A 24,777-nucleotide genomic window follows, 5' to 3' on the forward strand; every position below is an offset into this window, starting at 1 on the left:
GCTGGCGATGGCCACCACCTGGTCCGGGGTCAGGCCATGTTGCTCGCACAGCACCGGCAACAGCCGCTGCACCGTCTCCAGCGCCTGCTTGCCGCCAATATTGCTGGCGATGGCCACCACCTGGTCCGGGGTCAGGTTCAGGGGAGCGCCCGTCAGTGCATTGCGCCATGCATGCACTGCCTCCACCGCGGTCACGCCGCCACGTTTTGCAATCTTGAGAAGTTGACCTGTGTCCAACTGTAACGGTGGACCTCTCAACTCTCCCGACACCGTGAGCAATGCTTCCAGGGCGCGTGCGCCGGACCACTGTTTGCCGACGCCAACGATGTCTTCGTGTGTCGCCTCCGGCAACGCCGCGATCATGGCCTGGTACTTGACAGCGACGGTCCCCAAGGCTGCCGGGTGTTGGCTGAGCGCAACGATGTGCGCACGTGTAAACCCATGGCCGATCAGTGCCTCGTGGTGCTGTGCTACCGTCGAACGAGCCTTCAGTTTGATCTTCTCTTGCTGCTGCTGGCTGTAGCCGAGCGTGCATAGATCGACCTGCCCGGCCGGCGAAGCGTCAGAGGTGTGCGCAGCACGCCGTCGCGGCGCCGGCTTGGCGCGCGGCGGTCGCGCGGCCGTCACAGCGACCTGCACGGTGGGGTGCGGGTCATCGGCTGCACGCAGACCCGATTGCACCTCATCCCCCTCTCCTGAGACAACCTCTGTATGAGGAGCGCCGAAGGCAGACATCGAATCAAAAAGCGATGTATCAAGAAGCGACGGATCGAACTGACGGAGCAGATCGCTGAAACTGCCCGCTGAGAACGCAGGCAAGGGTGCAGGGGGAGACGGGAGACGGGTTCGGGACATCGTCCGTCGAGCGGGCAAGCCATCCAGGGGGCTGCCAGCAGGCGGAGCCCCCCCACGATCTGCAGTCGGCTGCGGCTGAACCCTATCCGGCTGGGGTCCGGCCAGAAGTTCGTGGGCAGGACTTGGCGTGCGCGGACGAATGGGATCCATCAGGCATACCTCTTGATAGAAAAGATGGTCGCCTTAAGACTAAAAGGTCTCTGGTCCCTCCGCTCCTTGCCGAATCCGCATGGCAGCACACAACTTCGGGGAATCCTGGCAACCCTCGACGACCGGGGGCGAGGCGCAGACGTGGAGGCAATCCAGGACCCGTATGAAGGCCGGCAGGGATTTGTGAAAATTTCTTTTCTGACAGCAAGTTAGCTCACTTTTGGCTGTTTTTTTACACGAATCCCTGCCGACCCTCAACAAGGTGGAGGCCTACAACGGCTTCGCGAAGTACTTCTTCTTCGGCGGGGAAGGGGTGATTGCCGACAATGACCCCGTCGAGCAGGAGAAAGCCGTCAAGTACAACGACCTGGTCTCGAATGCCGTGATCTTCTACAACGTGGTCGAACAGACCCGAATCATGACGTCTTTGATGCGGCAGGGGTGGAAGATCGCCCGGGAGGACGTGACTTTCCTCAGCCCGTACGTGACCAGCCATGTGAAGCGCTTCGGGGATTACCTGATTGATGTGGAGGCGGTCCCGGAACCGTATGAGACTGAACTGGCATTGGTAGGGTAGTTTTGGTGCGCCAAAATATCCGCTAACTCACTGATGTAATGGATGAAATCCAATCTTGTGAGCTACTTTTACACGTATGTCGGCTGAACCCCAAGTATTTTGCGCAGTGCAATGGCCAACTGCTGCCGGTCAATCAGAACCAGGCACTCTTCAGCTTGCTTGGTACCCGCTTCGGTGGCAATGGCAATACCAATTTCGCGTTGCCGGACATGCGCGGGCGTACGCCAGTCGGCTTTTCGCCTTCGGCTGATGCAAATTGGCAACCCTCACCGCTGCCGATAGGCCAGAGCTCCGGTGCCGAGAACGTGTCGCTGCTGCCCGGCAACCTCCCGACGCACAATCATTTGCTGGAGTGTTCCAGCACTGCGGGCAACAACCGGGGCCCCAGCGGCCGCTCCTTCGGCATCAATGCCAGCACGACCGGTCCGGCGACCGCGTTGTATGCGTCACCGGGAACACTGGTGGCGATGACGCCGGCAACAGTGGCCCAGGCCGGTGGCAGCCAGCCGCATCCGAATCTGCAGCCGTACACCACGCTCAATTTCTGCATCGCGCTGTCCGGCATCTTTCCTTCGCGCAGCTAAGGCGGCGCCTGCACCTCCTAAACGCAGCGTGCCACCGGTGGCGCGCAGCGCACCCATCGACCAGAAAGGACACCATGGCCACTCCATTCATCGGCGAGATCCGCATGTTCGGCTTCGGCCGGACTCCGCAAGGGTGGCAGGCCTGCGACGGCAGCCTGTTATCGATCTCCGAATACGAAGTGCTGTTCATGCTGATCGGCACCAGCTACGGCGGCGATGGGCAGAGCACATTCGCGGTACCGGATCTGCGCGGGCGCGTACCGCTGCATCAGGGCCAGGGCCCGGGCCTGAGCAATTACGTGATCGCCCAGAAGGCTGGCACCGAGACGGTTGCACTGACCGGGCTGCAGTTGCCGGCGCATACGCACACGCTGGTCGCCACAACTGCTACCGCGACGGCCACCGCGCCATCCGGACTGTTGCCTGGCACGGTCGTCGGCGACGTGTTCTACGCGACCGACACCACCGGCGCCACGGCGGCGCCGATGGCCACCCAGTCCACCACGATCACCGGCGGTGGCCTGCCGCACGAGAACACCATGCCGACCTTGACGGTGCAGTACTGCATTTCCACTGCCGGTATTTTTCCGCAGCAGAGCTGAGCCCATTCGCCGCGCCGCGCTTGGTGCGGTGCCTGCACGTTCTACAGAAGGACCGCGTTCATGACCGAACCCTATATCGGCGAAATCCAGCTGTTCGGCTTCGATTTCAATCCCGTCGGCTGGGCGCTGTGCAACGGCGCCACGCTGCCGATGCAGCAGAACACCGCGCTTTACTCGCTGCTCGGCGTCGCCTATGGCGGTAACGGCACGACCACGTTTCAACTGCCGAACTTCTGCGGACGTGCCGGCTGCGAGCAGGGGCCGGGCCCGGGATTGACCAGCCGGCAGTTGGGCAATAGCTTCGGCTCGGCCACAGTGAGCCTGCTGCCCACGCAGATCCCGCCGCACCAGCACGGCATCAATGCGTTCACGCAACCGGATTCGACCAAGAAAAGCGGCACACCCGCAAACGGCGCAGCGCTTTCAGCGCTAGGCAGCAGCACGGCGCGGCCGTTCGTGACAGTGACGCAACCGGACACCCAGTTCTCGCCCACGGCGCTGCTGCCGACCGGCAACGGCCTGGCGCACGAAAATCAGCAGCCGTATCTAGCCGTGAACTTCTGCATCGCGCTGTCGGGAACCTACCCGGCGTTCGACTGAGGCCGCCGCGGTGGCCGCGGCCGGCTTCCCGGAGCGAGGCGATCGCCTCGAAGCACCGGCGGCATTGCGCGCGCGCGGCATCGGCCTGCGCGCCGCACGCGATGCCGACCTGCCCTGGCTGCGTGACCTGTATGCCGGCACCCGCAGCGCCGAACTGGCAGCGGTGCCATGGCCGGACGCAGCCAAACGCGCGTTTCTCGACCAGCAGTTCGCGCTGCAGCACGCGCACTATCTGACCCACTTCGCCGATGCCGACTTCCTGGTCGTGGAGACCGCGCAGGCGCCGCTGGGCAGGCTCTACCTGCAGCGCGGCGCGACGCAGCACGTGCTGGTGGATATCAGCCTGCTGCCGGCCTGGCGCGGCCAAGGCATCGGCACCGCATTGATCGTGCATGCCCAGGCCTTGGCGCGTGCATCCGGGTGCGGAGTATCGCTGCATGTCCTGCATGCCAACCCTGCGGCGCAGCGCCTCTACCAGCGTCTGGGATTTGTCGCGGGCAACGCCAGCGAGATGCATCTTGCAATGCAGTGGCGTTGTGCCGAACCCGCAGCTGCGGATGAGTTCAGTTGAAAACGGCCTGATACAAAAAACCGTCGCGCTCGCGTGCGACCGGGACCAGGAACACACCGATCTCGCCCAGCCGCGTGTGTCGCAGCTGATAGGTCTGCTGCGGAAACAGGAATGCCGAGCTGTTGCGGAACAGCAGCGAGAATGGCGCACGCTGGACTGCATGCGTGGTGGGCAGGGGCCGCGCCTCGACCAGCACGAATGGAACCTCGCCTTCGTTCAATGCAGCAGAGAACGTGTCGTTGACGCTGCCTGCAAAGTGCTCCAGGGTCAGTAGGTCCATTGCGTACTCATGGTCGGCCGGGAATCCGATCATCCACGTAGGGCATACCTGCCACAACACCCCTGCGTTCGAAGATTGCGTTGCGTCATGCATGAGACGGCTTGTTGCACGCGTACCAGCTGTAACGCGTCTGCCGCGGTACAGGCGTCATGCGATAATACTGCACGCGCCGGTTCGGTTATGTTCAGCCGTGTGACGGCTACTCTATCGCGTTGGAATTCTGTTAAAGGCTTCGATGACGGCGTCCGCATCCCCTGTCGTGCAGTTGTCCGGTGTCCGCATCGATCGCGGCGGTCGCACGATCCTGCGCGACGTCTCGCTCGACGTGCCACGCGGCAGCATCACTGCCGTGCTCGGTCCTTCCGGCAGCGGCAAGTCCACCTTGCTGGCTGCGCTGACCGGCGAGCTGCGTCCGGTTGCCGGCACGGTCACCCTGTTCGGCAACGCGATCCCGCATGGCAACCGTGCACTGCTGGAGATGCGTCGCAACGTCGGCGTGCTGCTGCAGGGCAATGGCCTGCTGACCGACCTGAGCGTGGCCGACAACGTCGCGCTACCGCTACGTACCCACACCCGCCTGCCGGCGCCGGTGCTGCAACGGCTGGTGCAGATGAAGCTGCATGCGGTAGGTCTGCTGGCCGCCGCCGATGCCTGGCCACGCGAATTGTCCGGCGGCATGGCGCGGCGTGTGGCGCTGGCGCGTGCGCTGGCACTGGACCCGCCGCTGATGATCTACGACGAACCGCTGACCGGGCTGGACCCGATCGCGTCGGGCGTGATCATGAGCCTGATCCAGCGCCTCAACGACAGCCTTGGCCTGACCAGCATCATCGTCAGCCACCACGTGCACGAAACCTTGCCAATCAGCGACCAGGCGGTGGTGATCGCCAATGGCGGCATCGTGTTCGCCGGCACGCCGGAGCAATTGCAGGACAGCACCGATCCGCTGGTGCAGCAGTTCCTGCATGGCCAGCCGGATGGGCCGATCGCCTTCGATGCGGCGCCGCGGCGCGACCGGAGTGCTGCCTGATGGCCATGGTCGAGTCGATCCGCGCCTTCGGCCGCGCCGGGCTGTTCTCGCTGACCGTGCTGCGCGGCTCGGTGCCCACGCGCGACTTCATCGCCGAGCTGGTGCGCGAGATCTACAAGGTCGGCGCGCGCTCGCTGCCGATCATCGCCGTCGGCGGCGCCTTCGTCGGCCTGGTGCTGACCCTGCAGGGCTACCGCACGCTGACCACCTACGGTGCGTCGGATGCGCTGTCCACGTTGCTGGGGTTGTCGCTGTACCGCGAGCTGGCACCGGTGCTGACCGCGCTGTTGTTCATTGGCCGGGCCGGCAGTTCGATCGCGGCCGAGCTTGGCCTGATGCGCGCCACCGACCAGATCAAGGCGCTGGAGCTGATGGCCATCGATCCGGTCGCCAAGGCGGTGGCGCCGCGCTTCTGGGCGGCGGTGCTGACGGTGCCGTTGCTGACCGGCGTGTTCTGCTCGCTGGCCATCACCGGCGGCTACTTCGAGGCCGTACACGTGTTGGGCATCGACAACGGCACATTCTGGTCGGGGTTGAGCAACAGCGTGGACTTCTGGGACGACTTCGGCGTGGCGATGCTCAAGTCGGCGATCTTCGGCGGCACGGCCGCGTTGGTCGCCGCCTACGTGGGCTTCCACGCCGAGCCGACCATCGAAGGCACCTCGATCGCCACCACCCGTGCGGTGGTGAACGCCTCGCTGCTGGTGCTGATGTTCAACTTCGTCCTTTCTGCAATGTTGTTTAGGTGAGTGGAATAACTATGGCCATGCGTGGACCACGACTCGAATTCGCCGTCGGCGCCTTTCTGCTGCTGACCCTGGCCTCGCTGCTGGTGCTGGCGGTGGCCTCGACCAACCAGCGCTGGGGCTTCGGGTCCAGCCAGTACACGCTGACCGCGCGCTTCAGCCAGATCGGTCAGCTGCGTGCGCAGGCGCCGGTGAAGATCGGCGGCGTGACCATCGGCAAGGTGTCCGACATCAGCCTGGATCCGACCAAGTTCGACTCGGTGGTGACCCTGTCGCTGGACGACAAATACAAGGATCTGCCCGCCGATACCTCGGCCGGCATCTTCACCAGCGGCCTGCTGGGCGAGAGCTATATCGGGCTGCAGCCGGGCGGCGACCCGGAGACGCTCAAGCCGGGCGAAGAAATCGGCTTCACCCAGCCGGCGGTGGATCTGCTGCAGCTGGTCGGCAAGTACATGTTCAGTGGTGGCGGTGGTGGCAGCAATGCCCCGGCCGCCACCGATGGCCAGGCCCCGGCGCCTGCCCAGCCCGCTTCTCCCTCTACGGAACCACATCAATGAAGACCACCCAGCTTTCCGCCATCCTGGCCTCGACCCTACTGGTATGCGCACCGGCCACCGTGCTGGCGCAGCCGGCTGCCGCCAGCGCGCCTGCGCAGGGCGCCGCCACCAAGACCGTCATCGACAGCAGCACCCGCATCCTGGGCACGCTGGACCAGCGCCGCGCCGAGTTCCGCAGCAACCCGGCCGCGCTGCGCCAGTACATCAATGGCGAATTGAACAAGGCCTTCGACCGCGACTACTCGGCCCGCCTGGTGCTGGGCGTCAACGGCCGTGGCGCCTCCGATGCGGACGTCAAGCTGTTTGCCGATGCACTGGCCGACAACCTGATGCAGCGTTACGGCACCGCGTTGCTCAACTTCGAAGGCAAGCCGACCTTCCGCGCCAAGTCCGAGAGCGCGCTGCCGGGCAACCGCGGCGTCAAGGTGTCCACCGACCTGATGCGCGCCGGCAACGACCCGACCCCGGTCGATTACATGATGCGTAACGTCGGTGGCCAGTGGAAGATCTTCGACGTGATGATCGAAGGCATCTCGTACGTGCAGACCTTCAAGACCCAGTTCGACGGCCCGCTGCGCGAGAAGGGCATTGCCAAGGTCGCCGCAGAGCTGCGTAGCGGCAATCTGCAGGTCGGCCCGGCGCCGGCCAATGGCAAGTAACAGTTCCGTGCAGCGCAATGGCGACACGCTGGTACTGACCGGCGTGCTCGACCGCGATGCGGTCACTGCGGCGTGGCCGCAGGCGATCGCGCAGCTGGACGGCATTCGCACGCTGGACCTGTCGGGTGTACAACGCCTGGACAGTGCCGGCGTTGCAATGCTGGCCGAACTGGCTGCGCGGCTGCGCAAGTCCGGTGCCGGTCCCGTCACGGTGGTGGGTGAGGCGTCCGGTCTGGACGAATTGCGTGCCGCCTACCGTTTGTCCCCTACTTTCGATTTCCAGGCCTGAGCGCCACCCCATGACCCAGCTTCGTCCCCTTTCCCTGTTGGCCGCCTGCCTGTTGCTTGGTGCCTGCGCCAGCCACGCTCCGAAGTCCGCACCGCCTGCGTCCGCTGCCGAGACCGTCACGGACGCGCCCCCGGCGCCGGTGCGTGACGATGCCAGTGTGACGGCGCAGCCGGCAGCGGCCGGCTTTGCCGCGCCAGATGCCCTGCCGGCCACCGCCGCGGCCCCGGCCGACCAGACCGGCGCCGATGCCAGCGCCGGGACCGCAGGTGCCGCCACCTCGGCCGAGGACGACTACGCTGCGCTCTACGGCCCCACCACCCCGCAGGCCGGTGCCAACGGTGAACCGGGCCAGCCCGGTGATGCACCGCCCTACGATCCGTGGGAGCGCTACAACCGCGGCATGCACCGCTTCAACCTGGCTGTGGACCGCGGCGTGGCGCGTCCGTTGGCCACGGGCTATACCAAGGTGGTGCCGCGGCCGGCACGCCTGGGCGTGACCAACTTCTTCGACAACCTCAGCACGCCGCTGACCATGGTCAATCAGCTGCTGCAGGGACACCCGGTGTTTGCGGTGCAGTCGCTGGGCCGCTTTGTGATGAATTCCACGCTGGGTGTGGCCGGTCTATTCGACCCGGCCTCCGCAGCCGGCATTCCGCGCCGCAGCGAAGACTTCGGTCAGACCCTGGGTGTGTGGGGCTGGCGCAATTCGCGCTACTTCGAGTTGCCGCTGTTCGGCCCACGCACCGTGCGCGATACCTTCGGCCTGGGCGGCGACATTCCGCTCTCGCCGTTGCGCCAGGTCGACGACAGCGGTGCGCGCTTCGCCCTGCAGGGTTTGCAGCTGGTGGATACGCGCGCGCAACTGATGTCGCTGGATTCGCTGCGCGACCAGGCACCGGACGAATACGCGCTGACCCGCGATGCATGGATGCAGCGCCGCAACTACCAGATCGTGCGCGACCTGCGCAGCCATCGCGAAAAGGACAACGAGCTGCCCGACTACCTGCGCGAGGACAAGGACAGCACCGTGCCGGTGGATGCAATGCCGATCCCGCAGTGGATTCGTTGATCGGTTGAGCGTGCGGTTTGCAGTAATACAAAAGCCCGGGAGCGATCCCGGGCTTTTTGTTTTCCGCAACCATCATGCGACGTGGGCACCAAAGACTTGGCCGCGTCTGCAGAGGCTTGCCTTGGGCAATCCAGACCGAATGCTCGGATTGCAGTTGCAATATCACTTGCCAGACCGCAACTCGGGTTCGGGCCTGATCGACGGCGTGCGGTCGATATAGGTGAGAGAGTGCTTCCATAGATCGTGCGCGCGCTGATCATTGAGGTCGACGATGCAGCGCGCTACCTTGGCCGGCCGGACTGTCGCATCGCGCCAGCGCGTTTGCACATTGCCGCACTGAAGATCCAGGTACGTCGTCCACGCCGTCTGTGCGTTGTCGAAAGCGTCGGCGGCAATACCCAATGTGGAAACGGCCCGGGCGCGAGCGGTCGCCAGATAATCATCCAGACGTGCCTGCGCGGTGCCGACTTGCTCGTTCCAGCAAGCGTTACTTTCCGAGGTTGTCTGCAGGTCGCGGCAAAGCTCCGCAGCGTGCAATGACGAACTGCCAGGCAACATCAGGAGGACAAAGATCAGACGCATCGACAGGGTCCTTGTTGAGTCACCTTCGCGATGCGTGCACCGACACGGTGGATGCAGCTTGCTGCGTCAAGCCACGCGTGCCACTGGCGCGCACGCGTGGTGTCTGGCCCTGGTAGAGAGGGGCTTCAGGCAGCGGATGCCAACGCTGCATCCACCGCCGCACGCAGGCGTGCATCGTCTGCCGGCACGTCGGGGGCGAAGCGGTCGATGACCTGGCCGTCGCGGCCGATCAGGAATTTTTCGAAGTTCCACAGCACGCCCGGTGCGGGATTGGGTGCGATGCCGTAGCCGGCCAGTTTGTCGCGCATCGGGCCGTCGCCGGTGGCCTGCGGCTGTGCGCTGGTCAACTGCTCATACAGCGGATGGATCTCGGCACCAGTGACGGCGATCTTGGAGAACATCGGAAAGGTCACGTCGTAGGTGAGCTGGCAGAACTGCGCGATCTCCGCCTCGCTGCCGGGCTCCTGCCCCTTGAAGTCGTTGGCCGGAAAGCCCAGCACTTCCAGTCCCTGTGCCTGCTTGTCGCGATACAGCGCTTCCAGGCTCTCGTACTGCGGGGTCAGTCCGCACTTGGAAGCGACGTTGACCACCAGCAACACCTTGCCGCGATAGTCGGCCAGCGTGGCGGGCTCACCGTCGATGCGGGCCACGGGAATGTCGTAAAGCGTCTGGCTCATCGGTACGTCCTGGACGGGTAGAACCGAGAGCATAAACCGCCAGGGTGGAGCGAGCGAGACGGCTGACTCATGGCGCTTGCAGTTATCTCCAGCGACGCGCACGGGCCAAGCGGCTGATCGGCCCGTGCAAGCGCTTGGACATATTTGAAGCCATCAATCGATACACAACGCGGCCTGGCCCATGCCGCCGATCACTTCCTGGCGGCAACCGAAGCGGTCGCTGTCGCGCTGGCAGGTGCCGGATGTCGCGGTGCCGGTCGGCACAATGCTGGTGGCCAGGCAATCACCGCTGCAGTCGGAGCTGTCACTGCAGGTCTTGCCGGCATCGGCATACGGCACCACGCAACGCACCGTCTGCATGCGGCCGACCGGGCGCAGTTGCCCACCCTTTGCCGTGCATTCGGCAGCGTCGGCGGAACCGGCGTGCGGTGGCTGCGGCGTGCCCGCCGCAGCGCCCGGCCTGGTCGCCGGAGGCGTGCTGCATGCGGTCAGCAGCAGCGCGCAGACCACTGCAGGGATCCATCGTGTTGCCATGTTGAAACTCTCGTCTTGAACCAGGTGGCTGCAAGCATCGCGGTGGCGCTGTCTGCGTGGCGTGCTCGGTCTTGGCCGCAAGGAGACCTGCGTTCGTAGGAGCGCACCCGGGCGCGATGAGGCTTTATCGGTAACGCTCGTCGCGCCCGGGTGCGCTCCTACGTCATGGCTTGTTGCGTCACCTTGGGCGGCGGATCACTCCTGCTCGTCGTTGCTGTCGTCGTCGCTGCTGCTGCCGGCGTCGTCGCTGCCGGCATCGTCCAGCAACGCCTGGGAGTGTTCGCTGGCCAGGGTTTCCACGCCGCGCAGGCGGCGTTCGATGGTGCGGGTCTTGCGGCTGGCTTCGCCCAGGCTCTTGCCGACCGTGCTGATCTGCCGCTCGGCCTTTTCGAGAATGCCGGCGAACTTGCCGAACTCGCTCTTCACCGCGCCCAGCACCTGCCAGACCTCGCTGGAGCGCTTTTCGATCGCCAGCGTGCGGAAGCCCATCTGCAGGCTGTTGAGCAGGGCGGTGAAGGTGGTCGGGCCGGCCAGCACTACGCGATGTTCGCGCTGCAGCAGGTCGACCAGGCCGGCGCGGCGGATCACTTCGGCGTACAGGCCTTCGGTGGGCAGGAACATCACCGCGAAGTCGGTCGTGTGCGGCGGGCAGACGTACTTGTAACTGATCGACTTGGCCTGGATGCGGATGGCGCGTTCCAGCTGCGCGGTCGACGTCTTGATCGCGTCCAGGTCGCCCTTTTCCTGCGCGTCGATCAGGCGTTCGTAGTCCTCGCGCGGGAACTTGGCGTCGACCGGCAGCCACACCACGGTGTCGTCGCCACGCCCCGGCAGGCGGATCGCGAAATCCACCGCCTCGGCGCTGTCGGGCCTGACCCGCACGCTGCGCGCGTACTGCTCCATCGTCAGCGTCTGCTCGAGGATGTTCTCCAGCTGCACTTCGCCCCAGCCGCCGCGGTCCTTGACGTTGCTCAGCACACGCTTGAGATCGCCCACGCCGGTGGCCAGTTGCTGCATTTCGCCCAGCCCGCGCTGCACCTGTTCCAGGCGTTCGGAGACGAGCTTGAAGGAGGCATCCAGCCGCGTGTTGAGCGTGGTCTGCAGTTTTTCATCGACCGTGGCGCGCATCAGTTCGAGCTTGCTGGCGTTGTCGTTCTGCAGGTTGGCCAGCTGTTGTTCCAGCGTGGCGCGCATTTCGCCGATGCGCAGTTCGTTGCGTTGGGTGAGTTCGGTCAGGCGTTGGCCCAGGGCCTCGGTAAAGCGCTGCTGCGACTCGCCGGCCTCTTGCCGGCCCTTGCGCGAATCGTCGGCCAGCGCTTCGCGCAGGGCGGCCATATGGGTGTCGGTGCGTGCGATCAGCTCGGTCAGTTGCTGGCCGAACACCTGGATGCGGGTTTCCTGCTGCTGGCCGAAGCCGTCGAGCTGGGTGCGCAATTCGGTCAGCCGCAGCGTGAGCAGTTCGCCGGTGCGTTGTTGCGCCAGGGCGCTTTCTTCGCGGGCCTTGCGTGCGTCTTCGCCGAGTGCGTCGCGCAACAGGTCCAGGCGCTGGTCGGTGCGCGTGGACAATTCGGTGAGATTGCGCGCGAAGGTTTCCAGGCGGCCGTCCTGCTGCCGCGCCAGGCCTTCGAGTTGCTCGCGCAATTCGCCGCGGCCGTCGCGTTGCTCGGCACGCAGTGCCAGCTCCAGGCCGCTGGTGGAAGGACGTCGCAGCAGCGCAATCAGCTGCAACACCAGGACTACGACGAGCAGTCCGAGAAGGATCAGGGATTGGGATGACATGCGCGCAGTGTAGCCGGGCCGGTCGCAAGGGCTGCGTCAGTGCGATGCCGGTTGGGTGGCCGGTGATCAGGGCGCGGGCGCCTGGAACGTTGCGCCTGCGGCAATGCGCATCAGCGAGTCCGAAGCGGCTGACGGCGTGGCGAGCCGGGCCGGAGCACTGCGCGATCGCGCCGTCACCGCAGTCAGAACCCTTCCAGCACCAGCTTGCCGCGGGTGCGATGCGATTCCAGTGCGGCGTGGGCGCGGCGCAGGTTGTCGACGGTGATGCGGCCGTAGTGCTCGCCCAGCGTGCTGCGCAGCGTGCCGCTGTCCACCAGCGCGGCGACGCGGTTGAGCAGGTGGTGCTGGGCAATCATGTCGTCGGTGTCGAACAGCGAGCGGGTGAACATGAATTCCCAGTGCAGCGACGCGCTCTTGCGCTTGAGCGGCAGCACATCGAGCGTGGCCGGGGCGTCGATCAGGGCCAGCTGGCCCTGCGGTGCGAGCACGTCGACCAGCTGGGTGAAGTGCTGGTCGGTGTGGGTCAGGCTGGCGACATGCTCGACCTGGGCGATGCCGATGCGCTGCAGGCTATCGCTCAGCGGCTGGGTGTGGTCGATGACATGGTGGGCACCGAGCGCGTACACCCAGTCCTGCGTCTGCGGGCGCGAGGCGGTGCCGATCACGGTCAGCTGGGTCAACGTGCGCGCCAGCTGCACCAGGATCGAGCCGGCGCCCCCGGCGGCGCCGACCACCAGCAGGGTCTGGCCCTGCCCGCCGTCTTCGGCGATGCGCAGGCGGTCGAACAGCAACTCCCAGGCAGTGATCGCGGTCAGCGGCAACGCGGCGGCCGAGGCGTCATCGAGCGTGGCCGGCTTGCGCCCGACCAGGCGTTCGTCCACCAGGTGGTATTCGGCATTGGTGCCCGGGCGGTTCAAGGTGCCGGCGTAGTACACCGCATCGCCGGGCTGGAAAAGGCTGACCTCATTGCCCACTGCATCGACCACGCCGCTGGCATCCCAGCCGAGCACGCGCGGTGCGTCGACTGCGGCATTGGCGCGCACCTTGGTGTCGACCGGATTGACCGAGATGGCGTGGATGCGCACGCGCAGGTCGCGCGGACCGGGCTCGGGCAGCGGCAGGTCGAGCGCGACCAGCGCGCGCGCGTCGTCGATGGGCAGACCGTGCTGGGGGTAGGCGATGGCTTTCATGGCGGGCGTCCTGCGGGGAGGGAACTGCATGGTCAACCGTCAGGATTGAGAGAAAAACCGGCAAACTGCGCAAGCACTTTCACAGCTGGAGTGAAGATGGTCCGCTTCGACGACTTGGCGCTCTTCGTGCGCACGGCGGCACTGGGCAGTTTTTCCAATGCCGCGCGCGAGGCCGACCTGATGCCCGGCCAGGTCAGCGCGGCAGTGGCGCGGCTGGAGCGGGCCCTGGACCTGCGCTTGTTTGCGCGCTCCACGCGCAGCCTGCGGCTGACCGCGGAGGGAGAGCAGTACCTGCCCTACGCACGCCAGGTGCTGGAGCTGCTGCGCGATGGGCGCGAGCAGGTGCGCGGGCACGACACCGAACTGCAGGGCGTGCTGCAGGTAACCGCCCCGTCGGACCTGGGCCGCAATGTGCTGCTGCCGTGGCTGACCGAGTTCCGCGCCGCGCATCCGCGCCTGTGCCTGCGCCTGCATCTGTCCGACCAGGTGGCGGACCTGTACCGCGCGCCGGTGGATGTGGCGTTCCGGCTGGGGCGTATCGACGATGCGGAGCATGTGGCGCTGCCACTGGCGCCGCACAACCGGCGGGTGCTGGTCGCCGCGCCGTCCTATCTGCAACGACACGGGCAACCGGCCACGCTGGATGCGCTGCGCGAGCACGCCTGCCTGCTGTATCTGCTGGCCGGGCGCGCCCACGACCGCTGGCAGTTCGCGCTGGAGGGCCGCCGCCACATCGTGCCGGTGCGTGGCGCGATGCTGTGCGACGACGCCGATATTGTGCGGCGCTGGGCAGTGGCAGGCGAAGGCATCGCCTATAAATCCTGGCTGGATGTCTGCACCGACGTGCAGGCCGGGCGTTTGCAGGTGATGTTCCCGGATTGCGGCGACCGCCTGCCTCTGCACCTGGTGTGCCCGCATCGCAAGCAGTTTTCGCCGGCGGTGCGGCAGCTGCACGCGCTGTTTGCGCAACGCTGCCAGGCGATGACGGCGCTGTACCCGCTGGCTTCTGATGCGCGTTGACCTGCTGCGCCGGAAGAGGGGCGAGATGGATGCACGCGCGCCTCGGCGAGGTCTGCGCGACTGCCGCGCGCGTTGAGGTGCCCGTCACTGCGCGGCTTCTAGCCTGCCTGCATGACAGCCCGCCGCTTCCCGTCGATGCAGTGCTACGGCAATCGCCAGGGCCACTCCGGTGTGGTGGCCTATGCGGTGGCAGAGGATGCAATCGCGGTGCGCTTTCGCAGTGGCGAAACCTATGTGTACACCGCCGACAGTGCCGGCGCCGATGTGGTCGCGACCATGCAGCGCCTGGCCAAGGCAGGGCGCGGCTTGAGCACGTATATCAGCCAGAGCGTGCGCGACGCTTACGCAAGCAAGCTGACGGTGTAGGCGAGCGGCGACGGAGCAGGTTGCACGCGTCGATCTGTATGGCTGCAAGAATATACACATGCCCATTGCAGCATCCGCTCCGTTGAACGCAGACGCGGCAGCCGTGCTGCTGCAATGATGCACCGACGCACTCGCAAGACCCAGAGCAGTTACTGGCGCAGTCGTCTGCGCGCACTCACCACCTCCATCCCCGGGCACATATGCTGGACATCTACGGAAAGCCGACATCGATCAACGTGCGCAAGGTGCTGTGGCTGTGCGAGGAACTGGCGCTGGACTACACGCTGCACGCGTATGGCAGCGGGTTTGCATCGGTGGAGACGCCAGCGTTTCGCGCGCTCAATCCCAACGCGCTGGTGCCGGTGATCCGCGATGGCGATCTGGTGCTGTGGGAATCGAACACGATCTGCCGGTATCTGGCCGCGCGTGCAGGGCGCGCAGACCTGTTGCCGACGGCTCCCGCTGCACGTGCGCTGGTCGAGCAGTGGATGGATTGGCAGGCCACCGAACTCAACAACGCCTGGCGGTACGCGTTCATGGCCACGGTGCGTGGCAGCGCGGCGCATACCGATCCACAGGCGATTGCGATGAGCGTGCGCGAGTGGAACCGGCACATGGCCATCCTGGAGGCACAGCTGCAACGCGGCGGCCCGTTCGTGCTCGGAGCCGACTTCACCCTGGCCGATATCGTGTTGGGCTTATCGACGCAGCGCTGGTTTGCCAGCCCGATCGCGCGGCCGGCGTTGCCGGCAGTGGCCGCGTACCACGCCTGCCTGAAGACACGTGCCGGTTTTCAACGTCATGGCTGCAACGCGCCGTAGACGAATCCTGCGGCTGCTGGATCAAGCGAGCAAGACAGCGCAGTGATGCTGGATGTGCATGCGGATCGCATCGCATTGACCTCAACGTGACCTGCGCATCGCTAGGGTGAGGCCTCGTTCCTGCCAGGCCACCTGATGACCACCGCCACCAACCAAACCCGTCTGTTCGCGCTGGGCCTGTTCGTTTTTCTGGGCAGCTTTGCCGCGATCGTCTGGTACCTGATGCGGCCGTACGGCACGGCGTATTTCTTCCCGGTGCACTTTTTGATCGGCGCAGCGTTGCCGTTTTTGTTCTATGCCATTGGTGGAACACGGCTGTGGTTCTGGATCGGCATCGGGGTTACCGCGCTGGTGCTGCTGTGGTTCAACTTCTGGGGCCACGACGCCAATGGCGCGGCGCCGCGGGTGCTCGATTGGACCCATTTCGCTGCCGGTGCGGTCGGCCTGATTGGCGCGTGGGCGGTACAGCTGGTCTATCGCAATGTGCGCCCACCGCATCGCCCGTCTGTGGAGTGAGCGGGGATTGGGGATTTGGGATTCGCAAAAGCGAGATCGCGGGTGGTGGTCGCTTGGCCGGAGACCGGCGGGTGCGGCCCGCACCCGGCTGATGCGGTGGGCGCGCGGGCGCGGCCACGCTGGCGCCGACGCATGACCTTGGACCGATAGCTTTGCTGCCGCGCGTTAAGCGACACTCGCGCCTTCTTTTGTTCCCGCGAGGTCCGCATGTCGTCTTGGCTCAGGCGCAAACCCATCGATCAGGTCACCGTGCACGAGGCCGGCCGGCAGCTGGTCCGCAGCCTGAGTTGGCCGCATCTGGTCGCGCTGGGCATCGGCGCGATCGTCGGCACCGGCATCTACACCTTGATCGGCGTGGGCGCGGACAAGGCCGGCCCGGCGGTGCTGCTGTCGTTCGTGGCGGCCGGCATCGTGTGCGCCTGTGCGGCGCTGGCGTATGCGGAGATGGCCACGATGATGCCGGCTGCCGGCAGCGCCTACACCTACAGCTACACCGCGCTTGGCGAGAGCATCGCCTGGGTGGTGGGCTGGAGCCTGGTGCTGGAATACTCGCTGGTGGTGAGCACCGTGGCGGTGGGCTGGTCGGGCTATTTCGTCGGCTTCCTGCAGTGGTTGGGGGTCAACCTGCCGCATGCCCTGGTGGCCGGGCCGCATGCCGGCGGCATCGTCAACCTGCCGGCGGTGGTGATCACCTTCCTGGTCGCCGGCATGCTGATGGCCGGCACCAAGGAAAGCGCCACGCTCAACGCGGTGCTGGTGGTGCTGAAGATCGTGGCGCTGGGCGTGTTCGTGGCGATTGCGTTGCCGGCGTTCGATAGCGCCAACCTGCAGCCGTTCATGCCGTATGGCTTCCCCAAGGCGGAAGGCCCGGATGGGGTGGAGCGCGGGGTGATGGCGGCGGCGGCGATCATCTTCTTCGCGTTCTATGGCTTCGATGCGATCTCCACCGCGGCCGAAGAGACCAAGAATCCGGGCCGCGATCTGTCCATCGGCATCGTCGGTTCGATGATCGGCTGCACGCTGATCTATGTGCTGGTGGCGTTGTCGGCGGTGGGTGCGATGAGCTTCACCGTGTTCGGCAAGAGCCCGGAGCCGTTGGCGCTGATTATGCGCGAACTTGGCCATGGCAAGGCGGCGCTGGTGATCGGCGCGGTGGCGATCATCGCGCTGCCGACGGTGTTGCTGGCGTTCCTGTATGGGCAGAGCCGCATCTTCTTCGTGATGTCGCGCGATGGCCTGTTGCCGCGCGGCTTGTCCAAGGTCAACGCGCGCACCGGCACGCCGGTGGCGATCACCCTGTTCACGGCAGTGCTGGTGGCGGCGTTGGCAGGTGTGGCGCGCCTGGATGAAATTGCCGCATTGGCCAATGCCGGGACCCTGGCGGCGTTCACTGCGGTGGCGGCGTGCCTGCTGGTGCTGCGCGTGCGCGAGCCCACGCGTGCGCGCTCCTTCCGGACGCCGCTGGCCTGGGTGGTGGGACCGGTGGCGATCCTGGGCTGCCTGTATCTGTTCTGGAGTCTGCCAAGCACGACGCAGGGCTGGTTCCTGGTCTGGAACGCCCTGGGTGTGGTGGTGTATGTGGCCTATGGCCGGCGGAATAGCCGGTTGGGGAAGGTGGGGTAGTTCCTTCTCCCATCGTAAGTGTGTCCTTCTCCCAGCGGGAGAAGGTGCCCGCAGGGCGGATAGGTGGCCACGATGACGAACGCGTCGCCACTCACCTTCAAGAACGAATCAACACAGGCGAGCTGTGCCCTTCTCCCACCGGGAGAGGGGCTTTCGGGCTTTCAGGCTGCGCGCCGGCCCGCGCTGGCGATGCCGGCGCTTGAATCACGGTGCCGCCGCAGGCGTGGCGCAGAACGAGGTTGGGAGTGCGTTCGGTTGCGTACCCCAGCCCTGGGTCGGCGCCTGCCTGGTCAGTGCAAACGACAGCGTGCCGCCCTGCTGCAGCTGGGCCCAGTCCAGGAATACCTGCCGCTGTGGTTTACCGTTGAGACGCACGCTGTCCACATACTGCAGCGCGCGGCCGTCGGCGCCGGGGGCGTCGATACGCAGGCGCTTGCCGTTGCCCAGCGCCAGCGTGACCCGCTTGAAGCGCGGGGCATGCAGCAGGAACTGCCCGCTGCCCGGCACCGCCGGATACAGGCCCAGCGCACTGAACAGGTACCAGGCCGACATCGTGCCGAGGTCGTCGTTGCCGGTGACGCCATTGGGCGCGTTGGTGAACAGCTGCTGCGCGGCGCGCACCACGGTGGCAGTCTTCCACGGCTGGCCGATCAAGGTGTACATCCACGGGGCGTGCAGGTCCGGTTCGTTGTTGGGGTTGTAGCGGTACTGGTTGTAGTAGCTGTACGGGCCGACCACCCAGTGCGTGCGCGCGGCGTTGAGCGGGTCGTTGAGCAGGTCGTCGTAGGCGAAGAAGGCATCCAGGCGTTTGCCGGCCTGCTCGCTGCCGTGCATGGCCTGCAGCATGCCGGGGATGTCCTGCTGCAACAGCCACTGGTATTGCCAGGCGGTGCCCTCGTGGAAGCCATGCTGCGAGCGTGGGCTGTAGTGATCGTCCGAGGGTGCGTACCAGCTGCCGTCTTCCAGCCGGGGACGCGGAAACCCGCTGAAGCCGGTGTCGGCATCGCGCACGCTGGCGTCCCAGACGTTGTGCCAGTTGCCGCCGCGTTTGCGTAGCAGCGCGCTGTCATCGGGGTGGCCGAGCGCTTGCGCCATCTGCGCCAGCGCGCAGTCGGCCAGCGCGTATTCCAGCGTGGCCGAGCCGCCGTGGTGCGGGTCCACGTCCATGCCCTTGGACGGGAAAGCGCGGTCGTACTGCACGAAGCCGTTGGCCAGGTAACTGGCATTGCCGGAGCGGCCGGAGTGGCGCGAGTTGGTCGGCGGTTGTTCGAAGGCGTTCTGGCGCAGCGCTGCATACGCCTCGGCCTCGTTGCCCTGCAGCGCGCCGAAGCGCCACAGGTCGACCAGGAACGGGGTGACCGGGTCGCCGGTCATGATGTTGGTGTCGTAATTGGCGTAGCCCCAGCGCGGTAACCAGCCGCCTTGCTGATGGATGGCCAGCAGCGAGCGGCCGATATCGCGCGCACGCCCCGGTTGCAGCAGGGCCAGCAGCTGGTTCTGCGAGCGGTAGGTGTCCCACAGCGAGAAATATTCGTAGTAGGTCCAGCCGTCGGCGCGGTGGATCGCATCGTCATAACCACGATAACGGCCATCGGCATCGCTGCCGGTCAGCGGCTGCAGCAGGGCGTGATACAGCGCGGTGTAGGCCACGGTGCGGTCGTCGGCGCTGGCGCCATCCAGCTGCAGGCTGGCCAGTTGCTTGCGCCAGGCCTGTTGCGCGCGTTGGCGCATCTGCTCCAGGCCCAGCAGCTTGCCGCCCTGCATGCCGTCGGCGCGCAGGTTGTTGCGTGCACCTTCGGCGTCCACGTGCGAGATGGCGCTGACCACGGTCACCGCGCGTGCGTTCTTGCCCTTGCCTAGCGGGAAGCTGAGCCAGGCGCCGTTGGGCTTGAGTTCGCCGCCCATGCTGTGGCGCGCATCGGGCACGCCGCCGTCTTCGCCCCAGACCCCGTGGGCGGTAAACGGGCGGTCGAATTCCAGCCGGAACCAGGTGGTGTATTCGTGGCCGCCGCAGAAGCTTTGCGTGGTCAGTTTGCCTTCGACCACGCGGTCGCCGACCACTTGCACCTGGCTGCCGATCACCACATGGCGGTCGTTGGCCTGGCCCAGGTTGACCAGCACATGGCCGGTGTCGGCGCCAGGAGCGAAGGTGTAGCGCTCGGCGGCGGCGCGGGTGAGCGCGGTGGCTTCGGCGTCGATGCCGCCGTAGTCGGTCAGGCGCACCTTGTAGTAGCCGGCCTGGCCAATCTCGCCATCATGCGTGTAGCGGGCGGCATAGCGGGTCTGGTCGAAGGCCTTGGCGTCGCCCGTATCGAAGTCGCCACCGGGGCCGATGCGGCCGGTGACCGGCAGCACCGAGACCTGCCCGCCCTGCTCCCAGCAACCGGCGCCGGACAGAAACGAATGGCCGAAGCCGCGGATGCTGGGATCGTCATAGCGCCAGCCGGCGTAGTGCGCGCCGATCGGGCTGACCTGGACCAGGCCGAACGGGGCCGAGGCACCGGGGAAGGTGTTGCCGTCGTCCTTGCTGCCGATGAAGGTGTTGACCTGCGCCGGGTCCTGCGCGGCCAGCGGCGCGGACACCGCCATGCCGAGCAGGCACAGGCCGGCGGCGGCGCGGCGCCACAGCGGCGTTGATGGAAGACGCAACGAAGAGCGATACGACGCAACGGCAAAGAGCATGCAGGACACCTCGGGGGGAGAGCGGCCGCAGCCGCAGGTGAGATCGCGCGTACCGGTCGCCTCGCGGCGACCGGCGCAGGACGAGCGTGCGCGAAAACCGACTCATGCCTCAACCCCGGATGGCGTCAGGCGCAGCAATTACCTTGTCTGGACGCAGCGCCCTACGCCGCACTCACTCCGTACAGGACACACGCCGATGGCAACGCAGCGGAGGATTGCCACGTCCTGATTGCCCTCGAATTAAGCCAATCAGCCTGAGCAGCCGCCCAGGCGGCGCTGTACGATGTGCGCAAGGGCAGCCGACATGATGCCCCCTTCTCTTCGACCGACTCCCACTCCGACCGGCCCCTGGCGGCGCGTCAGTCGCGCGTGGATGCAGCGGTTTCGTGATCCGGCCGTTCGAACAGATCTGCGTAGCGCGCACTGAAGCTTTCTCGATCGGTGACGAAGGCTTCCAGGTCTGGCACATTCCCACGCGCGAATGGGGGTAGCTCGACCCCATGCGCGTTTGCCAAGGCACGGATGGCCAATTCGGTCTTTGCAGCGCTTCCTCGCAGGTCAGGCATCGCATGAGCCATCCACCAATGCAGGTTGCCAAGCGCCGGCATCAGCTCGGCGGGATCGTGGCCTGGCGCAACCAGGTCGGCGAACAAGTTTTCGACATGGTTCATGATCAGCTGTACCAGTTCGAAAGGGGTGTGCCGGATGCAAAATGGGAAAGCAGAGGTTTCAACCACTCCCTCGTGTCCTGCGCGCCCCTGCTGCGCAAGCGGATGGTGAAAGTGGTCTGGATTCACTGCCAGCCGTAGCTGGGTGAGCGGAACCTTCTCCCCATTCAATTCGCCCGCCATTTCGAAGACATCATGTGCCATGAACCCGTCGGGCGTCGGTTGCCCTGCGTCGGCAACAAGGCCATTGGCTTGCCGAACCAGCGGAAGCTGGCGCACTCGTGGTATCAGATACGCATAGTGCTCCGTGAGAGGTGTGCTGACGTTTATCTGCCGTGGGTAACCCGCCGCAAATGGCTGAGCATTCCCTTGGTGTGGCTTGCCGGCACCACCTGGCTGCGCTGTTTGCTGGGTGGCCCAGCTATGACGCGCTGCGCCGGCGAAATCCCACAGTTGCCGGAAGGTCTGGATCTGCCCGCTTGCAATGCGCGCGCCGCCATCCCGGGCGGTGGAATGAAAGCGGCGGCCATACTGTTGATTTTCTGGTGTCGAGTCTTGGTTGAAGCGTGGGTGCGGCCAGCGTGCCACGCCGGTCAACGCAATCTGTGTGGGCGAAAGTTTGCTCTCCGCGGGAGGGCCTGGCAGTGCGTGACGGTCGGGTGGCGATACGGAGGTGAACATGTGGTCCAGCCCCTGCATACCAGGCGCCAGCGCCGCCGATGCCGCCGCCTTTAGCAACGGTTTGGATCCGTGCGTGGTGACGGATTGAGTTGCCGGCTCATGGAAGAGACTGCTCTCGATGTGCAGCCTGCGTGCGCCTTGCTCTTCGGCGTAGAGCAGACGCACCTGTACATCCGAACTGATCCGTTGCTCTGGGGTCGGCGCCTGTGAGGGACGGTGGCGTTGCAAATCCACGGTGACTGTTTCGCCCGGTCTGGACAGTGCCGTTTCGATACCTGCCAAGGCCGCATTTGCCGGCTGCATTGTCATTGCCTGATGACTCTCAGCTTCGGAACCGTTCGTGGTTTCTTTCGCGCCGGAACAAAGCATGCCGGGAAGCGCCTTTCTCACCTTCCGCTTGAGGCCGCTCAGGGGGCCGGCTGCGCCGGCGGTCGTCCGCGCCGGCGGCGCATCTCCGCGTGCCGGTGACTGCGGTGTATCGCACGAGGCAATGCCGCTGTGCGATGGCGCTTTGTTGATCTTCATAAGACCCGGTAGTGCAGGACGACGGTAGCTGTCGTCCTGAACATAGCGCACAACCACTGGCATTCAACCGAGGGCTGGGAAAGTGATGCGCATCAAGCGAAGCGTTCCGCGTGTCCTAACCAGAAGTGCAGCCGTTCCGGCGCTGTCCCCCGGACCCGAAGCACGGGGATGCGTTTGCGCGCAACTGCGCTGCTCAAAGCGGAACTGCTCTCGCGGCTGTGACGATGACGGCCGAAGGTGTCCATTCCGATCCGAGGTGTCCAGCTGCATTCTGACGACATGCGGCGGGCGATGGTCGGCTCAGAAATCGAATACGTATTCTGCCGCGATCTCGCGGCCGACCGGGCTGAACAGGCGGCTGTTGTAGAACTCGTAATCGAGCTTGTACGGATCCTTGTGGTTGTAGCCGGTGCTGTTGAAGACGTTGTTGACGTAGAGGTTGAGCTTCATCGCCGGGGTGATGCGGTAGCCGAGATTGACGTTCCAGGTGATTGCCAGGCCGATGCGGCCGAAGTACTTGCGGGTGCTCTGGCCGAAGGTGGGGCTGGCCGGATCGGTGTCGGTGCAGTTGGCACGGTCGTCCGGCACCCCGCCATCGGCAAACGGCACGCAGCCGCCGGGCTTATCGAGCCGGTCCAGGCCCCAGTGCGAGCGCACGCCGGGCATCGCACCGACACGGTCGCCGTGCAACAGCAGGCTGTCGATCGGGCGCCATTGCAGGCCGGCGCTCCAGGTGGATTCCTTCTGCGTGCCAATGTCCAGCAGGTTGGCGTCATCGTTGAACGCCTCGTAGTCGCCATAGCGGTCGTAGCGGCCGGCCAGGGTAGCGGTGAGCGTGGTGGTCAGCGGCACGCTGAACTCCAGCCCGCCGGAGTAACGGGTGCGCTCGCCGCCGCCGCGGTCCACGTTCTGCACCTCGTAATCGAGGTTGGCGCGCGGGTCCGGGTTGAGCCGGTAGCCCTGCTGCGCGGCTTCGACCACGGCGGCGAACTCGATCGGCCCGGCCCAGCCCTCGAACAGGCGGCCACTCAGGCTCAGCGCGCCCTGGTTGACCCAGGACGCGGCGCGGTTGACCGAGTGCGCGCCGATCTGTGCGTACTGCCCCGGCGTCAGCGGCGTCCACCAGCGCACGCGGTCCAGTGCATAGGCCGGCAGGCCGTCCACCGTGCCCTGCTGCGGGCCCAGGACATAGGCGTTGGCGCGCTGCCAGTTCACCGTGGAAATGCGCTCCTGCACCCGGTAGTACAAGCGGCCCAGCGAGGCCTCCCAGTCGAAGCGGCCGTCGGCCAGGGTGCCGCGCAAGCCGGCACTGATATCCCAGGAACGCTCGCGGTTGCGGTTGCGCAGCCCGGCCTGGCTGCCGACCTCATTGGCGGTGAACTGGCGCACGCCGATCAGCTGCTGGCCGCTGGTGGTGTCGTAGAAGGCCGGAAACTCCAGCCCGGCCGGTAGCTGCACGTAGGGCGGCGAGGTCCCCCATTGCGCTTCGGAATCGAACACCGCCAGGTTGGTCCAGGCCTGCACGCCGTTGCCGAAGTCCCAGGTGCCGTACAGATAGCCGGACAGGTCCTTGCTGCCGCTGCGCAGCAGCCATTGGCCGTAGTCGGCGCTCAACCCGCACAGTAAGCATTCTCGACCCACGGCTGCACACCGCGGCGCAGCAAAGTGTGCGGGCTCTAGCAGTTTTTGGGTGTTTTAGGCGTTTTGAATCAGGCTGTTGCGCGTGGCCGGGTGCTGCAGTTTTGAAGCGTGTCAGTTGTGCTGACGGATGAGCTGGCTTGAGGGGCGATTTGGCTGCGTTGCGCGCGGCCGGTTGAGAGAGGTGCGCTTGGGCGTGTCGCGTATCGGGGGCCGGACCCTCACCCCAACCCCGCTCCGCGCCCCGGCCCGCGCTGGCAGCGCGGGCGCTCCCAGGCACGCGCGCCAGTGGCGCGCAAGCTGTGCCTTATCGCCCCGGGGGGAGAAGGGCTTGGTCCACGGGGCTTGATGGCCCATAAAAAAAAGCCCGGTCAGTGACCGGGCCTGGCGACGCTGGCGTGGCGGCGGGAGGGGCCGACGCGCCGGTGACGCAGTTGCTTCAGATCCAGCGCATGCCTTCGAACGGGTTCCAGCTGGTGCTGCCCTTCGCCTTGTCCAGGTAGTAGGCGTAGTTGGCGATCATGCCGGTCAACAACGACAGCGGCAGCCACAGCACATTCTGAAATGCGGCCGGCAGGAACGAGGCCACGATGCTCACCACGATGCTGATGCCGATCAGGCTCAACGCCTTGCGCCACAGGCCGATGATGAAGAAATAGATGACGCCGAAGAAGAAGGCATAGAAGTTCATGCCGACCTTGACCTTCTCGCCAAAGCTCAGGGTCTTCAGTGCGTTCTTGTAACTGGGGTCCTTGGGGCCACCGTGACGGTCGAAGAAATCGAAACGGAACTGCCACTTGGGACTGAGCTGGGTGCGATCGAAGGTGTCCATTCCAAACCATGTAGTTGAAAACGGTTACATGATAGGCGATTGCGTATTCATCGGCACATTCCTGGGCGCCG

Annotated in this window: 24 protein-coding genes and 3 pseudogenes; 16 read left to right on the top strand and 11 right to left on the bottom strand. The window is 65.8% G+C overall.

Annotated features, from left to right (window positions below; all coding sequences use genetic code 11):
• Positions 1–1,005, bottom strand: a pseudogene (locus tag LL972_RS18890) (type III secretion system effector avirulence protein AvrBs3); the annotation flags it as partial.
• A 256-nt stretch (positions 1,006–1,261) separates the two neighbouring features.
• Between LL972_RS18890 and LL972_RS18895 the strand changes: the two are divergent.
• The 5 genes and pseudogenes from LL972_RS18895 to LL972_RS18915 all read left to right on the top strand — a co-directional run.
• A pseudogene (locus tag LL972_RS18895) lies at positions 1,262–1,582 on the top strand (Tn3 family transposase); the annotation flags it as partial.
• Positions 1,583–1,620: 38 nt separating this feature from the next.
• Positions 1,621–2,166 carry a phage tail protein gene (locus LL972_RS18900; protein ID WP_228328898.1) on the top strand — a complete coding sequence of 182 codons (546 nt, stop codon included), beginning with the start codon at positions 1,621–1,623 and terminating at the stop codon, positions 2,164–2,166.
• Positions 2,167–2,240: 74 nt separating this feature from the next.
• Positions 2,241–2,768: a phage tail protein gene (locus LL972_RS18905; protein WP_228328899.1), complete on the top strand. Its 528-nt coding sequence runs from the start codon at positions 2,241–2,243 to the stop codon at positions 2,766–2,768.
• A 60-nt stretch (positions 2,769–2,828) separates the two neighbouring features.
• Complete coding sequence (locus LL972_RS18910; protein ID WP_228328900.1) at positions 2,829–3,368, top strand: phage tail protein; 540 nt, start codon at positions 2,829–2,831, stop codon at positions 3,366–3,368.
• A gap of 10 nt (positions 3,369–3,378) precedes the next feature.
• Entirely contained in the window at positions 3,379–3,939 is a 561-nt protein-coding gene (locus tag LL972_RS18915; protein ID WP_429002199.1) for an N-acetyltransferase family protein, read from the top strand.
• On the opposite strand, the gene LL972_RS18920 is transcribed toward LL972_RS18915, so the two are convergent.
• Complete coding sequence (locus LL972_RS18920) at positions 3,932–4,219, bottom strand: DUF6916 family protein (protein ID WP_228328901.1); 288 nt, start codon at positions 4,217–4,219, stop codon at positions 3,932–3,934. The genes LL972_RS18915 and LL972_RS18920 overlap by 8 nt on opposite strands.
• A gap of 235 nt (positions 4,220–4,454) precedes the next feature.
• Between LL972_RS18920 and LL972_RS18925 the strand changes: the two genes are divergently transcribed.
• The 6 genes from LL972_RS18925 to LL972_RS18950 are packed head-to-tail and all read left to right on the top strand — an operon-like array spanning position 4,455 to position 8,572.
• Positions 4,455–5,249 carry an ABC transporter ATP-binding protein gene (locus tag LL972_RS18925; protein ID WP_024940544.1) on the top strand — a complete coding sequence of 265 codons (795 nt, stop codon included), beginning with the start codon at positions 4,455–4,457 and terminating at the stop codon, positions 5,247–5,249.
• The gene (locus tag LL972_RS18930; protein ID WP_104535395.1) at positions 5,249–5,998 is read left to right on the top strand and encodes an MlaE family lipid ABC transporter permease subunit; all 750 of its coding nucleotides are present in this window, start codon (positions 5,249–5,251) and stop codon (positions 5,996–5,998) included. Before LL972_RS18925 ends, LL972_RS18930 begins: the two co-directional genes overlap by 1 nt.
• Positions 5,999–6,009: 11 nt before the next feature.
• Positions 6,010–6,555 carry an outer membrane lipid asymmetry maintenance protein MlaD gene (gene mlaD / locus LL972_RS18935; protein ID WP_228328902.1) on the top strand — a complete coding sequence of 182 codons (546 nt, stop codon included), beginning with the start codon at positions 6,010–6,012 and terminating at the stop codon, positions 6,553–6,555.
• On the top strand, positions 6,552–7,214 hold the full coding sequence (locus LL972_RS18940) for an MlaC/ttg2D family ABC transporter substrate-binding protein (protein ID WP_228328903.1): 663 nt from the start codon (positions 6,552–6,554) through the stop codon (positions 7,212–7,214). The genes mlaD and LL972_RS18940 overlap by 4 nt, the downstream gene beginning before the upstream one ends.
• The gene (locus tag LL972_RS18945) at positions 7,204–7,503 is read left to right on the top strand and encodes an STAS domain-containing protein (protein WP_228328904.1); all 300 of its coding nucleotides are present in this window, start codon (positions 7,204–7,206) and stop codon (positions 7,501–7,503) included. Before LL972_RS18940 ends, LL972_RS18945 begins: the two co-directional genes overlap by 11 nt.
• 10 nt (positions 7,504–7,513) lie before the next feature.
• A complete protein-coding gene (locus LL972_RS18950) occupies positions 7,514–8,572 on the top strand; it encodes an MlaA family lipoprotein (protein WP_228328905.1) in 1,059 nt (352 codons plus the stop codon).
• Positions 8,573–8,734: 162 nt separating this feature from the next.
• On the opposite strand, the gene LL972_RS18955 is transcribed toward LL972_RS18950, so the two are convergent.
• From LL972_RS18955 to LL972_RS18975, 5 genes are all read right to left on the bottom strand, one after another.
• Entirely contained in the window at positions 8,735–9,154 is a 420-nt protein-coding gene (locus LL972_RS18955; protein WP_228328906.1) for a lysozyme inhibitor LprI family protein, read from the bottom strand.
• A gap of 125 nt (positions 9,155–9,279) precedes the next feature.
• Positions 9,280–9,831 carry a glutathione peroxidase gene (locus LL972_RS18960; protein ID WP_228328907.1) on the bottom strand — a complete coding sequence of 184 codons (552 nt, stop codon included), beginning with the start codon at positions 9,829–9,831 and terminating at the stop codon, positions 9,280–9,282.
• Between the two features lie 153 nt (positions 9,832–9,984).
• The gene (locus LL972_RS18965; protein WP_228328921.1) at positions 9,985–10,389 is read right to left on the bottom strand and encodes a hypothetical protein; all 405 of its coding nucleotides are present in this window, start codon (positions 10,387–10,389) and stop codon (positions 9,985–9,987) included.
• A 171-nt stretch (positions 10,390–10,560) separates the two neighbouring features.
• Positions 10,561–12,144: a DNA recombination protein RmuC gene (gene rmuC, locus LL972_RS18970; RefSeq protein WP_228328908.1), complete on the bottom strand. Its 1,584-nt coding sequence runs from the start codon at positions 12,142–12,144 to the stop codon at positions 10,561–10,563.
• Positions 12,145–12,326: 182 nt separating this feature from the next.
• Entirely contained in the window at positions 12,327–13,334 is a 1,008-nt protein-coding gene (locus LL972_RS18975) for a zinc-binding alcohol dehydrogenase family protein (protein WP_228328909.1), read from the bottom strand.
• A 96-nt stretch (positions 13,335–13,430) separates the two neighbouring features.
• On the opposite strand from LL972_RS18975, the gene LL972_RS18980 reads away from it, so the two are divergent.
• From LL972_RS18980 to LL972_RS19000, 5 genes are all read left to right on the top strand, one after another.
• Entirely contained in the window at positions 13,431–14,354 is a 924-nt protein-coding gene (locus LL972_RS18980; protein WP_228328910.1) for a LysR family transcriptional regulator, read from the top strand.
• A 135-nt stretch (positions 14,355–14,489) separates the two neighbouring features.
• Positions 14,490–14,720, top strand: coding sequence for a hypothetical protein (locus LL972_RS18985; protein WP_228328922.1), 231 nt, complete (start codon positions 14,490–14,492; stop codon positions 14,718–14,720).
• Positions 14,721–14,920: 200 nt separating this feature from the next.
• Complete coding sequence (locus LL972_RS18990) at positions 14,921–15,541, top strand: glutathione S-transferase family protein (RefSeq protein WP_228328911.1); 621 nt, start codon at positions 14,921–14,923, stop codon at positions 15,539–15,541.
• Between the two features lie 135 nt (positions 15,542–15,676).
• Positions 15,677–16,057: a hypothetical protein gene (locus LL972_RS18995; protein ID WP_104585894.1), complete on the top strand. Its 381-nt coding sequence runs from the start codon at positions 15,677–15,679 to the stop codon at positions 16,055–16,057.
• A gap of 207 nt (positions 16,058–16,264) precedes the next feature.
• A complete protein-coding gene (locus tag LL972_RS19000; protein ID WP_228328912.1) occupies positions 16,265–17,680 on the top strand; it encodes an amino acid permease in 1,416 nt (471 codons plus the stop codon).
• Between the two features lie 204 nt (positions 17,681–17,884).
• Here LL972_RS19000 and LL972_RS19005 read toward each other — a convergent pair whose 3' ends face one another.
• From LL972_RS19005 to LL972_RS19020, 4 genes and pseudogenes are all read right to left on the bottom strand, one after another.
• Positions 17,885–20,362, bottom strand: a complete 2,478-nt coding sequence (locus tag LL972_RS19005; RefSeq protein WP_228328913.1) for a GH92 family glycosyl hydrolase — start codon at positions 20,360–20,362, stop codon at positions 17,885–17,887.
• A 359-nt stretch (positions 20,363–20,721) separates the two neighbouring features.
• Positions 20,722–22,236, bottom strand: coding sequence for a XopAH/AvrB family type III secretion system effector (gene xopAH, locus LL972_RS19010; RefSeq protein WP_228328914.1), 1,515 nt, complete (start codon positions 22,234–22,236; stop codon positions 20,722–20,724).
• Between the two features lie 300 nt (positions 22,237–22,536).
• Positions 22,537–23,859 (bottom strand): annotated as a pseudogene (locus LL972_RS19015) (TonB-dependent receptor domain-containing protein); the annotation flags it as partial.
• A gap of 454 nt (positions 23,860–24,313) precedes the next feature.
• Positions 24,314–24,706 carry a DUF2628 domain-containing protein gene (locus LL972_RS19020; RefSeq protein ID WP_104536578.1) on the bottom strand — a complete coding sequence of 131 codons (393 nt, stop codon included), beginning with the start codon at positions 24,704–24,706 and terminating at the stop codon, positions 24,314–24,316.
• Positions 24,707–24,777 lie beyond the last annotated feature (71 nt).

The organism is Xanthomonas campestris pv. asclepiadis, assembly GCF_020784175.1.
Lineage (GTDB): Bacteria > Pseudomonadota > Gammaproteobacteria > Xanthomonadales > Xanthomonadaceae > Xanthomonas > Xanthomonas campestris_D.

Bases quoted from the DNA above. Each gene is read 5' to 3' on its own strand.
- LL972_RS18900 (WP_228328898.1), top strand. From the start codon at position 1,621: ATGGATGAAATCCAATCTTGTGAGCTACTTTTACACGTATGTCGGCTG.
- LL972_RS18905 (WP_228328899.1), top strand. From the start codon at position 2,241: ATGGCCACTCCATTCATCGGCGAGATCCGCATGTTCGGCTTCGGCCGG.
- LL972_RS18910 (WP_228328900.1), top strand. From the start codon at position 2,829: ATGACCGAACCCTATATCGGCGAAATCCAGCTGTTCGGCTTCGATTTC.
- LL972_RS18920 (WP_228328901.1), bottom strand. From the start codon at position 4,219: ATGGACCTACTGACCCTGGAGCACTTTGCAGGCAGCGTCAACGACACG.
- LL972_RS18925 (WP_024940544.1), top strand. From the start codon at position 4,455: ATGACGGCGTCCGCATCCCCTGTCGTGCAGTTGTCCGGTGTCCGCATC.
- LL972_RS18930 (WP_104535395.1), top strand. From the start codon at position 5,249: ATGGCCATGGTCGAGTCGATCCGCGCCTTCGGCCGCGCCGGGCTGTTC.
- mlaD (WP_228328902.1), top strand. From the start codon at position 6,010: ATGGCCATGCGTGGACCACGACTCGAATTCGCCGTCGGCGCCTTTCTG.
- LL972_RS18940 (WP_228328903.1), top strand. From the start codon at position 6,552: ATGAAGACCACCCAGCTTTCCGCCATCCTGGCCTCGACCCTACTGGTA.
- LL972_RS18945 (WP_228328904.1), top strand. From the start codon at position 7,204: ATGGCAAGTAACAGTTCCGTGCAGCGCAATGGCGACACGCTGGTACTG.
- LL972_RS18950 (WP_228328905.1), top strand. From the start codon at position 7,514: ATGACCCAGCTTCGTCCCCTTTCCCTGTTGGCCGCCTGCCTGTTGCTT.
- LL972_RS18955 (WP_228328906.1), bottom strand. From the start codon at position 9,154: ATGCGTCTGATCTTTGTCCTCCTGATGTTGCCTGGCAGTTCGTCATTG.
- LL972_RS18960 (WP_228328907.1), bottom strand. From the start codon at position 9,831: ATGAGCCAGACGCTTTACGACATTCCCGTGGCCCGCATCGACGGTGAG.
- rmuC (WP_228328908.1), bottom strand. From the start codon at position 12,144: ATGTCATCCCAATCCCTGATCCTTCTCGGACTGCTCGTCGTAGTCCTG.
- LL972_RS18975 (WP_228328909.1), bottom strand. From the start codon at position 13,334: ATGAAAGCCATCGCCTACCCCCAGCACGGTCTGCCCATCGACGACGCG.
- LL972_RS18980 (WP_228328910.1), top strand. From the start codon at position 13,431: ATGGTCCGCTTCGACGACTTGGCGCTCTTCGTGCGCACGGCGGCACTG.
- LL972_RS18985 (WP_228328922.1), top strand. From the start codon at position 14,490: ATGCAGTGCTACGGCAATCGCCAGGGCCACTCCGGTGTGGTGGCCTAT.
- LL972_RS18990 (WP_228328911.1), top strand. From the start codon at position 14,921: ATGCTGGACATCTACGGAAAGCCGACATCGATCAACGTGCGCAAGGTG.
- LL972_RS18995 (WP_104585894.1), top strand. From the start codon at position 15,677: ATGACCACCGCCACCAACCAAACCCGTCTGTTCGCGCTGGGCCTGTTC.
- LL972_RS19000 (WP_228328912.1), top strand. From the start codon at position 16,265: ATGTCGTCTTGGCTCAGGCGCAAACCCATCGATCAGGTCACCGTGCAC.
- LL972_RS19005 (WP_228328913.1), bottom strand. From the start codon at position 20,362: ATGCTCTTTGCCGTTGCGTCGTATCGCTCTTCGTTGCGTCTTCCATCA.
- xopAH (WP_228328914.1), bottom strand. From the start codon at position 22,236: ATGAAGATCAACAAAGCGCCATCGCACAGCGGCATTGCCTCGTGCGAT.
- LL972_RS19020 (WP_104536578.1), bottom strand. From the start codon at position 24,706: ATGGACACCTTCGATCGCACCCAGCTCAGTCCCAAGTGGCAGTTCCGT.